Source organism: Nocardia sp. NPDC088792 (assembly GCF_044750615.1).
Taxonomy (GTDB): domain Bacteria; phylum Actinomycetota; class Actinomycetes; order Mycobacteriales; family Mycobacteriaceae; genus Nocardia.
The window spans coordinates 971,668-984,042 of the sequence record NZ_JBIVKC010000003.1 but is presented as its reverse complement, the minus strand read 5'-3'; the positions used below and the strand labels follow the sequence as shown (position 1 = coordinate 984,042).

At 68.1% G+C, this 12,375-nt stretch carries 11 protein-coding genes; 8 read left to right on the top strand and 3 right to left on the bottom strand.

The window, feature by feature from the left end:
- The first annotated feature begins 6 nt into the window (after positions 1-6).
- The 3 genes from ACIP5Y_RS22645 to efeB all read left to right on the top strand — a co-directional run bounded on the left by ACIP5Y_RS22645 (position 7) and on the right by efeB (position 4,040).
- Positions 7-636, top strand: a complete 630-nt coding sequence (locus tag ACIP5Y_RS22645) for a LysE family translocator (protein WP_400352416.1) — start codon at positions 7-9, stop codon at positions 634-636.
- Positions 637-714: 78 nt separating this feature from the next.
- Positions 715-2,778: an iron uptake transporter permease EfeU gene (gene efeU / locus ACIP5Y_RS22640; RefSeq protein ID WP_400352414.1), complete on the top strand. Its 2,064-nt coding sequence runs from the start codon at positions 715-717 to the stop codon at positions 2,776-2,778.
- Positions 2,779-2,804: 26 nt separating this feature from the next.
- Positions 2,805-4,040 (top strand): iron uptake transporter deferrochelatase/peroxidase subunit, encoded by a 1,236-nt coding sequence (gene efeB / locus ACIP5Y_RS22635; protein ID WP_400352412.1) that lies wholly within the window; start codon positions 2,805-2,807, stop codon positions 4,038-4,040.
- 72 nt (positions 4,041-4,112) lie between these two features.
- On the opposite strand, the gene ACIP5Y_RS22630 is transcribed toward efeB, so the two are convergent.
- Complete coding sequence (locus ACIP5Y_RS22630; protein ID WP_400352411.1) at positions 4,113-4,718, bottom strand: TetR/AcrR family transcriptional regulator; 606 nt, start codon at positions 4,716-4,718, stop codon at positions 4,113-4,115.
- Between the two features lie 73 nt (positions 4,719-4,791).
- Here ACIP5Y_RS22630 and ACIP5Y_RS22625 point away from each other — a divergent pair, with 73 nt between their 5' ends.
- Positions 4,792-5,754, top strand: a complete 963-nt coding sequence (locus ACIP5Y_RS22625; RefSeq protein WP_400352409.1) for a TauD/TfdA dioxygenase family protein — start codon at positions 4,792-4,794, stop codon at positions 5,752-5,754.
- Here ACIP5Y_RS22625 and ACIP5Y_RS22620 read toward each other — a convergent pair.
- The gene (locus ACIP5Y_RS22620; protein ID WP_400352407.1) at positions 5,691-6,728 is read right to left on the bottom strand and encodes a GlxA family transcriptional regulator; all 1,038 of its coding nucleotides are present in this window, start codon (positions 6,726-6,728) and stop codon (positions 5,691-5,693) included. The two genes, ACIP5Y_RS22625 and ACIP5Y_RS22620, sit on opposite strands and share 64 nt — an antisense overlap.
- Before the next feature lie 74 nt (positions 6,729-6,802).
- Between ACIP5Y_RS22620 and ACIP5Y_RS22615 the strand changes: the two genes are divergently transcribed.
- Positions 6,803-7,648 (top strand): dienelactone hydrolase family protein, encoded by an 846-nt coding sequence (locus ACIP5Y_RS22615; protein ID WP_400352405.1) that lies wholly within the window; start codon positions 6,803-6,805, stop codon positions 7,646-7,648.
- A 26-nt stretch (positions 7,649-7,674) separates the two neighbouring features.
- Positions 7,675-8,232 (top strand): nitroreductase/quinone reductase family protein, encoded by a 558-nt coding sequence (locus ACIP5Y_RS22610; RefSeq protein ID WP_400352404.1) that lies wholly within the window; start codon positions 7,675-7,677, stop codon positions 8,230-8,232.
- Between the two features lie 12 nt (positions 8,233-8,244).
- Here ACIP5Y_RS22610 and ACIP5Y_RS22605 read toward each other — a convergent pair whose 3' ends face one another.
- Positions 8,245-9,024 carry a helical backbone metal receptor gene (locus ACIP5Y_RS22605; protein WP_400352402.1) on the bottom strand — a complete coding sequence of 260 codons (780 nt, stop codon included), beginning with the start codon at positions 9,022-9,024 and terminating at the stop codon, positions 8,245-8,247.
- A 228-nt stretch (positions 9,025-9,252) separates the two neighbouring features.
- Between ACIP5Y_RS22605 and ACIP5Y_RS22600 the strand changes: the two genes are divergently transcribed.
- The gene (locus tag ACIP5Y_RS22600) at positions 9,253-11,298 is read left to right on the top strand and encodes a phosphocholine-specific phospholipase C (protein ID WP_400352400.1); all 2,046 of its coding nucleotides are present in this window, start codon (positions 9,253-9,255) and stop codon (positions 11,296-11,298) included.
- A gap of 51 nt (positions 11,299-11,349) precedes the next feature.
- The gene (locus ACIP5Y_RS22595; protein ID WP_400352398.1) at positions 11,350-12,351 is read left to right on the top strand and encodes a Gfo/Idh/MocA family protein; all 1,002 of its coding nucleotides are present in this window, start codon (positions 11,350-11,352) and stop codon (positions 12,349-12,351) included.
- Positions 12,352-12,375: the final 24 nt, after the last annotated feature.

Genomic DNA, 12,375 nt, shown 5'->3' with positions numbered 1-12,375 from the left:
GTGCCCATGCTGCACGCCGTGCTGTCCTTCGCCGTCGTCGCGGGCCTGCTCACCCTCGTTCCCGGCCTGGACACCGCCCTCGTCCTGCGTGCCGCGGTGAGTCGTGGCCGCCGCCACGCCTTCGCGACCGCGCTGGGCGTCGGCTCCGGCACGCTGGTGTGGGGTGCCGCGGCCGCGGCGGGCATCTCCGCCCTGCTGACCGCCTCGGAACTGGCCTACACCGTGCTGCGGATCGCGGGCGCGATCTACCTCGTCTGGATGGGAATCGGCATGGTGCGCGAGGCCTTTCGCGCCCACCTGTCCGTCACTACCGCGTCCGCGGACGCACCGCAGACCGTATTCGCCTCCTGGGCAAAAGGATTGGGAACGAACCTGCTCAACCCGAAGGTCGGCGTCTTCTATGTCGCCATGCTCCCGCAGTTCCTGCCTCCCGGCGTCCCGCACCTGGTCATGGGCTGCGCCCTCGCGGTGGTCCACAACATCGAGGGCATGGCGTGGTTCACCCTGATCATCTGCGCCGCCGGCGCCGCCGAGGCCTGGCTCGCCCGTGACAGCGTGCGCCGCGCCATGGACGCGATCACCGGAACCGTCGTGGTCGCGTTCGGCCTGAAACTGGCCTTCACGCGTCGATCGTGACGACGGAGATACGTAACCAGGAGGTTTCCGAGGGGGGTGCGCTGGACCTGAGAAGTAGGTATGCCTTACCTTTACGGCGTGAGTTGGGCCGAGGCATTACCGAACCTTCTGATCTGCTTGCGGGAAGGCCTCGAGGCCGGTCTCGTAGTGACGATCCTGCTGGCAGCCGTGCGCAAGGCGTCGACGGCCGAGCGGCCGTTGTCCGCGACACCGGTCTGGCTCGGGCTGCTCGGGGCGGTGTCGGTGGCGGCCAGTTTCGCTGCCGTGCTGACCTATTCGACCAGCGTGATGTCGAGTTCGGCGCAGGAGACCGTCGGCGGCGTGCTGAGCGTGCTGGCGGTCGCACTGGTCACCTGGATGGTGTTCTGGATGCGCCGCACCGCCTCGACCCTGTCGAAGCAGCTGCGCGGTGAGGTGACCCGGGCCGCGGCCATCGGGGCGGGCGCGCTGGCGGTGACCGCGTTCCTGGCGGTCGGGCGTGAGGGCCTGGAGACGACGCTGTTCGTGTGGACCGCGGTCAAGGCCTCCGGCACCACGCTGGCGCCCCTGGTCGGCGCCACCATCGGCCTGATCGCCGCGATCGTGCTGTGCTGGCTGCTGTATCGCCAGAGCGTGCGGCTCAACCTGGGCGTGTTCTTCAGCCGCACCGCGCTGCTGCTGATCGTGATCGCCGCGGGCGTGCTGGCCTACGGGCTGGGTGAACTGCAGAATGCGGGCCTGATCCCGGGTGCGCAGTGGATCGCCTTCGATCTGAGCGCCCATATCGACGCCAACTCCTGGTGGGCCTCGCTCATCACCGGTATCACCGCGCTGCAGCCGAAGATGACCGTGCTGCAGGTGGTCGCCTGGGCGGTCTACCTGGTCGTGGTGCTCACCATGTTCGTCCGCGCGGGCGCCACGGCACCGCAACCGGCGCCGAAGCCCGAGCCGGCCGAGGAGCACGAGCATGTCAGCGACTGGTTCGAGCGGATCGCGGGCAAGCGCCTGGCGGTGGTGAGCGCGGCCTTGGTGCTGGTGCCGGCGCTGGCCGCGGGCCTGGCCATCGCGCTGCTGCCCTCGGCGAGCGAAGGCTCGATCCAGGCGGTGTCGATCACCTCGAATTCGTGTGCGCCGGAATGGAGTTCGGGGCGTTCGGGCAGCCAGACCTTCTCGGTCAAGAATGACAGTGGCAAGGCGGGGGAGATCACCCTGGTCAATGCCGACGGCGCGATCGTCGGTGAGATCGAGACCATCGGCGCGGGCACCACGGCCGATATGACCGCGACCCTGAGCCGCGGCAGCTACACCATCAAGTGCGCGATGTCGGGCCAGGCGGTGACGAGTTCGGCCACGGTGCAGGTCAGCGGTACCGCGGACGCGCCGCCGGCGGTGAAACCGGTCAGCCAGGTCGACCTCAAGCCCGCGAACGACGCCTACCAGGCCGCCGCCGCGCAGGCGCTCGGCCAGCTCACCGGGACGCTCGGCGCGATCCGTAACGACCTGCGCGCGAACAATATCGCCGCGGCGCAGGCGGATTGGCTGACCGCGCAGGAGCAGTGGGAGCGGGTCGGGGCCTCCTACAACAGTTTCGGTGCGGCGGGCACCGCCGTGGACGGCCTGCCCGCCGGTCTGCCCGACGGGGTGAACGATGCCGGCTTCACCGGCCTGCACCGCCTCGAGTACGGCCTGTGGCACGGACAGGGCGCCGCGCAGCTGCTGCCGGTGCTGGACAAGCTGGGCGCCGATATCGCCACCGTGCAGCAGAACCTGTCCTCGACCGACCTGGCCGGTGACCCGACCAACCTGCCGATCCGTGGTCACGAGATCCTCGAAGACGCACTGCGCGACCATATTTCGGGCATGGACGACCTGGGCGGTGGCGCCGCCTACCCGCTCACGCTGGCCGATATCGATATCACCCGCACCGTGATCGCCGGCCTGGGCCCGCTGCTCGATGAGCGCGCGCCGGACCTGCGCGCGACCATCGCCGCGCGCCTGGACACCTTGCAGCGGGCGCTGCTGGCCACCCAGGACAACGGCAGGTGGCGTCCGCCCGCCCAGACCCCGCATGCCGCACAGCAGTCCGTGAAGGCCGCACTCGGCGGCGCCCTGGAAGTTCTGGCCCGGGTTCCCCGGTTGCTGGAAGTTCCCGCCGCCCACTGATCCTCGACACGTAAGGCATCCCTCCGATGAACCTCAGCCGACGCAGATTCCTCTCCGGTGCCGCCGCCGGTGCGGCCGGAACGGCCCTCACCGCGGGACTCGTCGCCGAAGGCGCCCGCGTGGACGCCGCGTCCGCGGCCTCGGGCACGCCCTCGGCTGCCTCGTCCTACCCGTTCCACGGGGTGCATCAGGCGGGCATCCTCACCCCGGGCCCGGCGGACAAGCAGAACGCGTCCTGCTACGCGTCGTTCGATGTCACCGCCTCGGGCAAGGCCGAACTGACCGAGCTGATGAAGACGCTCACCGGGCGCGCGCGCTTCCTCACCGCCGACAACACCCCGCCGGATCTCGGCCTGGGACAGCCGCCGTCGGACAGTGATGTGCTCGGCTCGGATACGCCCGCCGACGGGCTCACCATGACCACCGGTGTGGGCGCGAGCCTGTTCGATGACCGGTTCGGGCTGGCCGAGCTCAAGCCGGCGCATCTGACGCCGATGAAGATCTTCCCGGACGACTCTCCGGAGGATGCGTGGATGCACGGCGATGTGATGGTGCAGTTGTGTGCGCATCACCCCGACACCGTCCACCACGCGATCCGCGACATCACCCGCCAGACCCGCGGTGCGCTGCAGCTGCGCTGGAAGATCGAGGGCTACAACTCCCCGCCGCGCCCCTCGGGCACCGGCCGCAACCTGCTGGGCTTCAAGGACGGCACGGCCAATCCGACCGGCACCGACGCGGAATCGCTGATCTGGACCGATGATCCCGCCGAGCCGGCCTGGACCCGCGGCGGCACCTATCAGGTGGTGCGGCTGATCCGCATGCTGGTGGAGTTCTGGGATCGGGTCTCGATCAACGAGCAGGAGAACATGTTCGGGCGTCGCCGGGATTCGGGTGCGCCGCTGGACGGCAATCAGGAATTCGACACCCCCGACTACGAGCGGGATCACGACGGCACGGTCATCCCGTTGACCTCGCACATCCGCCTGGCCAACCCGCGCACCCCGGATACCGCACGCCAGCAGCTGGTCCGGCGTTCCTACAACTACGACCTGGGCATGGATCCGAACGGCAATATGGCCGCGGGGCACATCTTCACCTGCTTCCAGCAGGATGTGCAGCGTCAGTTCGAGCAGATTCAGACCCGGTTGGCCGGGGAGCCGCTGACCGACTACGTGCAGCCGTTCGGCGGCGGGTATTTCTTCGTGCTGCCCGGCGTCACCGACGTGAACGACTGGTACGGGCGCGCATTGCTGAGCTGAGAGATTTCCGTAGCGGTAGAACGGCCGGGATGACTTGTCATCCCGGCCGTTTCGTTTCCCGCACAGCGGGTTTCATTTCTGACCGGCCGGGCCGTGCGGTTGCAGCATGCCGGTGGCGCGCTCGGTGATCGCTTGGCACAGTTCGGTTTCCGGTGTGTCCTGCAACCCGGTGGCACTGCGCAGGAACGGCCCGAACAGTTCCCAGCCGAGGATGAGCGCACCGATGTGGGCGGCGGCGAGGGCGGCCTGCTGCTCGTCGGGGTATGCGCTGCGCGCGACGGTGACGAGCCGTTCCATGGTGGGGAAGCGCTGCTGTAGTTCGCCGACGGGATAGCCGTCGAGCAGACATCGGGCGATCACGGTCCAATGCCGGCGCAGCCGCGGATCGTCGGTGCCCAATCCCGCGTGTTCGACGTGGGCTTCGGTGTCGGTGCCGAGGTATTCGAGGACCTGGCCGACCAGTTGTTCCTTGGCGCCGAAGTGGCGGAAGACCAGCCCGTGGTTGACCCCGGCGCGTTCGGCGATATCGCGGATCGAGGTGGCGGTGGGTCCGCGTTCGGCGAACAGGTCCGCGGCGTGGTCCAGGACGGCCGCGACCACGGCATCGCGGCCTGTCGGCGTCGCATCGCGGCTGGTGGGGGCCGTCTGCGAAGTTTTTGTTGCCCGATGTGTAGTCACGTGACTACGCTAGCATCCGGTTGCTGTAGTCGAGTGACTACAGCCCCTTCGCTGCCGTCGAAAGGAAACCGGAATGTCCGAAACCACAGGCACCGCCGTGCAGGATCCGTCCACCGGACTGCAGATCGGCGTGATCCGCCTACCCGGCCAACCGCTGGTCTCGGGCCCGTTCACCCATCTCGCGGCCGAACGCGACCGTCTGGCCGCCTTGCAGTGGCAGCACTTCGACGCCCGCCAGGCCGGCGCCACCCTCGGTGCGGAGATCAGTGGCGTGGACCTGACCACCGCACAGCCCGACGCGGTGATCGCCGACCTGCGCCGGGCCCTGCACGAGTACAAGGTGCTGTTCTTCCGCGATCAGCCGCTCACCTCGGCCCAGCACGTCGAATTCGCCCGGCGCTTCGGCGATCTCGAAATCCACCCGGCCATTCCGTCCAACACCGGTCAGCCCGAACTGGTGCGCTTCGAGAAGAGCGCTCAGGTCGCGGGTTTCGAGAACGCCTGGCACCACGACGTGACCTGGCGTGCACAGCCGTCCATGGGCGCGATCCTGCACGCCATCTCGGTGCCGCAGATCGGCGGTGACACGCTGTTCTCCGATATGTACGCCGCTTACGACGTGCTCGACGAGGAGACCAAGGCCGAGATTGAAAACCTCGACGCCGTCCACGATTTCACCCGCGTCTTCGGTCACGCCGCGCCCGAGGAGCAGCGCCGGCAGATGCGCGAACGGTTCCCGTCCGTGGTGCACCCGGTGGTCGCCACCCACGCCGCGACCGGGCGTAAGCACCTCTATGTCAACCGGGTCTTCGCCGAGAGCATCGTCGGCCTGGACCCCGAGGCCGGGCGTGCGCTGATCGACCGGCTGTGCCGTCAGGCCGATTACCCCGAGCATCAGGTCCGCCTCACCTGGCAGCCGGACACGGTGGCGTTCTGGGACAACCGCGCCGTGCAGCACTACGCCTCGAGCGACTACTGGCCGCAGATCCGCGTCATGGAGCGAGCCTCGATCGTCGGTCCGCGCCCCACGCGCTGATCGCTCGCCCGGGTCCGGGTGGCGGTCGGCGCCTCCCCGGTATGCCTGCGATAGATGCGCCGGAATGCCGCCGGATCGGCGTAACCCACCGCGTTCGCGATCGCGTCGACGGGTTCACGCGTGGTCGCGAGCAGGGTGGCCGCGTGACCGACCCGCAGGCGATGGACGTATTCGGTGGGTGAGAGGCCCAGGCGGTCGCGCAGGCGCCGGGCCAGGGTCCGCGGGGAAACCGCTGCGGCCGCGGCCAATTCGTCCAGGGTGAGCTGGCGGGTCAGGTTGGCGTTCACGTGCTGTTCCACCGCGCGCAGTACCGGGTCGGTGGCCCGCAGATGCTCGAGCACCATGTAGCGCGACTGCGACATGCGCGCATCGAGCACCAGATAGCGGGCCACCTGCTCGGCCAGCTCGCCGCTGCCGAGGCGGGCGACCAGCGCCAGCAAGAGGTCGGCGTGGGCGAAAGCGGCGCCGGCGGTGAGTATTTCGCCGCTGTCCACGACCATGTGATCGGCGTGCACGACGACATCGGGGAAGCGGCGAGCGAACAGCGGTGCCAGCCACCAGGTGGTGGTCGCCGCGCGCCCCGCCAGCAGTCCCGTCGCCGCGAGGACGAAGGTGGCCGAGCACGACGCGGCCACCGTCGCGCCGGAGTCGGCGGCCCGGCGGATCGATTCGACGGCCCGCATCGTCTCGGGCCGGGCCAGCAGGTCGTCGACGCGCGACTCACTGGACGCCGACGGCCCCGGGATCACCAGCACGTCACCCGGTCCGAACGCCAATGACCCGAGCGGGCTAGCGATGTCGACGGTGAGGGATCGCCCGCCCCCGGATCGGACCGGCCCGCCGTCGAGTGAGACGACGCGCTGCTGCAGCCGCCCGCCCGTGTCACCGGCGAGACCGGCCGCCGTATCGACGATGTCTAGTCCGATGCCGAGTGCACCCTCGAGCACACCGTGCAGCGCGAGGTGGAAAATCATCTGGCGAGATTAGACCGAAGGGTGGCGATCTCGTCAATAGCGGAGTCCTTGCTCGCTGCGGCAAGGTTTCGGTTGTGCAGCAATCTCTCCCGCGCGATGCCCGCGACGACGACCTCGCCGACTTCACGTCCCGCTCGATCACGCTCGAAGGCGCCACGCGCACGGTGCGTGTCAGCGGCACGGGACCGGCGGTCATCGTGCTGGCGGAAATGCCCGGCATCAGTCCGGATGTGGCGCGCTTCGCGCGCTGGGTGCGCGACGCCGGGCTCACCGTCTACCTGCCTTCGCTGTTCGGCCGCGATGGCGCCTACCCCGACACCGCGGCCGGGGCGGAGGTGTTCAAACGCGCCTGTGTCAGTGCCGAGTTCCGGGCCTTCGGCGCGGGGAAGTCGAGCCCGGTGGCGAGCTGGCTGCGCGCCCTGGCCTCGCTGGCTCATGGCGAATGCGGCGGTCGCGGCGTCGGCGCGCTGGGTATGTGTTTCACCGGCAATTTCGCCCTCACCATGATGCTCGAGCCCGCGACGCTCGCGCCGGTGCTGTGTCAGCCGTCGCTGCCGCTGGACGAGCCCGGCGGACTGGAGATCTCGCCGGCGGAGCTGGCGGCCGTGCGAGAACGCATCGACCGCGAGGACCTCGTGGTGCGCGCCTACCGCTTCGAAGGCGACCGCTTCTGCACCGAACAGCGTTTCGCCGCCTACGCGGCGGCGCTGGGCCCGCGTTTCGAACCGCGGGTACTGCCCGCGGCGGCGGCGAATCCCGCACCGCCGCCGTTCTTCTCGCAGTACATCGGCTGCCCGCACAGCGTGGTCACCGCGCATCTGATCGATGCGGCGGGGGAGCCGACCCTCGCGGCCCGCGACGAGATCATCGCCTTCCTCGTGAAGCGGCTCACCGATGCGGTGGACGCTCCGCTACAGTGACGGCGTGTCTACTGAGTGGGCCCGGCGTGAACGAGCGCCGTGGCCCGCTGCGTACAGTGGGGCGCACCGATCCGCTGACGCTGGGAAAAGATATGGCCGCCAATGCTTCCGGAACCGATCGGCTCACCGCCACCGGACGGTTCAACCACTACGCGAGCACCTATCTCGCCCCCGTCGCACGGTTCTACGGCCGCCTGCACGCTCGCCTGTACCGGCTGTTCGGCGGTACCCGCTTCACCACGCTGTCGGGTGCGCCGGTGTTCGAGCTGACGGTGGCGGGCCGCAAGTCCGGTGAGCCCCGCCCGGTCATGCTCATGCTGGTGCGCGACGGCGCGGACTTTCTGGTGTACGGGTCCAACGGCGGGCATCCCGGCACCCCGAACTGGTGGAAGAACCTGGCGGCGGCGGGCACCGCGCAGGTACGCGTCGGCCGCGAAACCCACACGGTGACCCTGCGCGTGGTCACCGACGAGGACGAGTACGAAAAGCGCTGGCGCGCACTGCTGGAGGTCTATCCGCATGCGGCCGCCTACCGGGCACTGAGCAGCCGGCAATTCCCCATCGGAGTCCTCAGCCCGCAGTGACCGGGCGCATCTTCACGCCCGCAGGGGATGTGCCAGCTGCCGGGTCAGCAGCTGGCGGGCGGTGACCAGTGACGGGCCGTACCAGGTGAGGCTGCGCCCCTCGACGAGCGCCACATCGATGCCGGGAAACGCCTCGGGCCCATCGGTTTCGGTGAAGACATAAGGTTCGTCCGGCAGCACGGCCAGGTCCACGCCCGCCGTGAGTGCCGATATCGGCACCGTCGGATACCGCTCGGGTAGTGCCGCGTGGACGAGCCGCAGTCCCAGCCGGCGCGCCAGATCGCCGGTGAAGGTGTCGCGCCCGACGACCATCCACGGGTCACGCCACACCGGAATCACCGCGGCGCGCAACGGTTCCGATGGTGGTTGCGCCCATTGCGCCGCGGCCTGCCGTAGCCATTCCGGCGCCGCGGTATCCAGGGCCACGGTGAACAGTCGACGCATGGATTCCAGGGCCTCGTCCAGCGTGCGAATCCGGGTCACCCACACCGCGATTCCCGCCGCGCGCATCCTGTCGACGTCGATGCGCCGGTTCTCCTCCTGATTGCACACCACCAGATCCGGTGCGATCTCGCCGATCCGGCGCACATTCGGATTCTTGGTCCCGCGCACGCGCTCGACCGGTAGCTCCCGCGGATGCGTACACCAATCGGTCGCGGCGACGAGCAATCCCGGACAGGTGACCGCGATGGCTTCGGTCAGCGAGGGCACCAGTGACACGACCCGCGCGACCGGTCGTCGCAGCGCCACGGACGCCCCGAGATCATCGACCACCCCGCCGCTGGGATCCATCCCGCCAGCCTAGTTCCTCCGTGCGGCGAATACGGATTCGAGCCGGTCGTTCAGGTGGGGAAATTCACCAATAATGCGATGCGCACATCTCGGACCGCTCGCGTTGGGCTGCACGTCACGAGGGATTCATGGCGTATTTGATTCCGGCCGGAAATGTCTCGGTACTTTCTTCCCTGCGGACATTCTTCACGCTGCTCGACAATCCAGGTCAGATCGAGAGGAAATGCTGTGCCCCAAAAAGGTTCGGGTTTACCCAGGCGTCGATTCATCGGTGGCGCGCTCGGCGCGGCCGCATTGACCGGCGGGCTGCAGCTATTACCGTCCGGTATGGCCGAGGCGCTCGCGGCGCCGAGCCGGAAGGGCGCATTGAGCGATGTCGAGCACGTGGTTGTCCTGATGCAGGAGAATCGTTCCTTCGACCACTATTTCGGCACCATGCGCGGGGTGCGCGGGCTCGGCGACACGTCCGTCGTGGTCGAACCGGGCGGGCGGAACATCTACTACCAGCCCGATGCGGGTCGTACCGACGGCGGTTACCTGCTGCCGTTCCATGTGGACACCACGCAGGTCGACGGCCAGGACCTCGGCGATCTGCCGCACGGCTGGACCGATCAGCACCGGGCGATCAATGGCGGCTGGAGCGATGGCTGGACCTCGGCGAAGGGGGAGATGACCATGGGTTATTTCACCGATGCCGATATCCCTTTCCATCGCGCGCTCGCCGATGCGTTCACCGTCTGTGACCATTACTTCTGCTCGGTACTGGGACCCACTACACCTAATCGGCTCTATCACTGGACCGGAACCATCGATCCCGCAGGACAATTCGGCGGACCGGCGATCAGTAACCCGGCCGACTACAACCCGGTGTACCGATGGACGACCTACCCCGAACGATTACAGGCCAAGGGAATCACCTGGAAGGTCTACTCCAACGACGAGGTAGGTGATGACGGCGCGCACCCGTTCGTCGGTGATTACGGTGACAACCCTTTGTGGCTGTTCAACGCCTACCACGATCCGAAGAACACCGAACTCGCCACGCGGGCGAAGGTATTCGGCGTCCAGAACTGGAAGCCCGATTCCGGGCAAGGCAAGGACGTCGGCCATGTGCTCGCCGATTTCATCGCCGACTGCGCCGGCGGGAACCTGCCACAAGTGTCCTGGGTGGTGGCGCCCTACGGATACAGCGAGCATCCCGCAGCGCGCCCGGTCGACGGCGCCGCCTACACCCAGGCCGTACTGAAGGCGTTGTGGGGCAACCAGAAGCTGTGGAACTCGACCGCGCTGCTGATCAATTTCGACGAGAACGACGGCTTCTTCGATCACGTCCCGCCACCGATGGCGCCCGCGGGAACGCCGGGGGAATTCGTCAACGGTCTGCCCATCGGCCTCGGACCGCGCGTGCCCATGCTCGTGATTTCGCCGTGGAGCCGCGGCGGCTGGGTGAATTCGCAAGTGCACGACCATACTTCGGTCATCCGTTTCCTCGAGCAATGGACCGGAGTGCAGGAGCCCAACATTTCCCAGTGGCGCCGATCCATCTGCGGGGATCTCACCGGATGCTTCGATTTCACCGAGCCCGACACCACCATTCCGATGCTGCCCGACGCCGATGCCCTCCGCAAACAAGCCGATGCGACCCAGAGTTCACTGCCCGCACCGGCCCCGCCCGCCGATCAGCAGCCGCCCGAGCAGGAACCGGGGACGCGCCCCGCGCGCCCGTTGCCCTACGCCGTCGTCGCGAACGGAACTCTCACCGCCGCAGGCGCATTGACCACGACATTCACCAACACCGGTGCCGCCGACCTCCAGTTGGGCGCCTACCGGGCCGACGGGCGCACCGACGGTCCCTGGCCCTATCTGGTGAAAGCGGGCGCCTCGGTCAGCGACACCTGGAACGTGCAGAACTATGCCGACAAGAAGTACGGCATCGCGATCCACGGCCCCAACCGGTTCCTCTGGCGGATGACCGGCACCTCCACCTCACCCCTGGAAGTGACGGCGTCCTATGCCTCCGGCAACAAACTGCAACTGTCGATGACGAACAAGGGAAAAGCCACGGCCACAGTGACAGTGCAGGCCAACGGCTACCGCACCGACGGTCCGTGGACCTACACGATCAAGGCCGGGCAGACGACGACCGATACCTGGAATCCCTTGCGCTACGGGAACGGCTGGTACGACCTGTCCCTCACCGTGGACACGGACCCGGACTACACCCGGGACTTCCGCGGGCACATCGAAGACGGCCACGCCAGCGTCACGGGCTGAGGTCACCTCGAATATGCCGCCCTTTGCGGGCAAGGCGCTAGATTCGTGAGCATGATCAGCAGCGCCCCGGTACGCATCGGGATTCTCGGAGCCGCCAATATCGCGCCCAATGCGCTCATCCGCCCCGCGGCGGGCAACCCCGAAGTGGTCGTGGCCGCGGTCGCCGCCCGCGACGCCGCCCGGGCCCGCGCCTTCGCCACCAAGCACGGCATCGACAAGGTGCACGACTCCTACGAGTCCCTGCTGGCCGACCCCGACATCGACGCCATCTACAACCCGCTGCCCAACGGCCTGCACGGCGTCTGGACCCGCGCCGCCCTGGCAGCGGGCAAACACGTCCTCTGCGAAAAGCCCTTCACCGCCAATGCCGCCGAGGCCAAGGAAATCGCCGCCCTGGCAGCCGATTCCGACCGCGTGGTCATGGAAGCCTTCCACTACCGCTACCACCCCCTGACCCACCGCATCGAAGAAATAGTCGCCTCAGGCGAACTCGGCCGGCTCACCCGAGTGGAAGTGGCGTTCTGCTTCCCCCTGCCCAAGTTCTCCGACATCCGCTACAACTGGTCCCTGGCCGGCGGCGCCCTCATGGACGCCGGCTGCTACGCCCTGCACATGGCCCGCACCTTCGCCGGCGAAACCCCCGAAGTCGTTGCCGCCCAAGCCAAACTCCACAACCCGCAAATCGACCGAGCCATGACCGCCGCCCTCCGCTTCCCCAGCGGCGCCACCGGCAACATCCAGTGCTCGATGTGGTCCTCCGATATCCTCCGCATCTCGGCCCGTCTCACCGGCGACAAGGGCACCCTCCACGTCATCAACCCCGTGGCCCCCCAATGGTTCCACCGCTTCACCGTCAAAACCGCGAACGGCAAACGCGTAGAACACTTCACCCGCCGCCCCACCTACAACTTCCAACTCGACGCCTTCGCCGGCGCCGTCCTGCACGGCGAACCCGTGGCCACCCCACCCGAAGACGCGGTGATCAACATGACCCTCATCGACGCCGTCTACTCGGCAGCCGGCCTCCCCGTCCGGGAGCCGACCATCCGCTAGAAACCCAACATCTCGGCCGAACCG

Coding starts and splice junctions, on each gene's coding strand:
- ACIP5Y_RS22645 (WP_400352416.1), top strand. CDS start 7: ATGCTGCACGCCGTGCTGTCCTTCGCCGTCGTCGCGGGCCTGCTCACC.
- efeB (WP_400352412.1), top strand. CDS start 2,805: ATGAACCTCAGCCGACGCAGATTCCTCTCCGGTGCCGCCGCCGGTGCG.
- ACIP5Y_RS22625 (WP_400352409.1), top strand. CDS start 4,792: ATGTCCGAAACCACAGGCACCGCCGTGCAGGATCCGTCCACCGGACTG.
- ACIP5Y_RS22620 (WP_400352407.1), bottom strand. CDS start 6,728: ATGATTTTCCACCTCGCGCTGCACGGTGTGCTCGAGGGTGCACTCGGC.
- ACIP5Y_RS22605 (WP_400352402.1), bottom strand. CDS start 9,024: ATGGATCCCAGCGGCGGGGTGGTCGATGATCTCGGGGCGTCCGTGGCG.
- ACIP5Y_RS22595 (WP_400352398.1), top strand. CDS start 11,350: ATGATCAGCAGCGCCCCGGTACGCATCGGGATTCTCGGAGCCGCCAAT.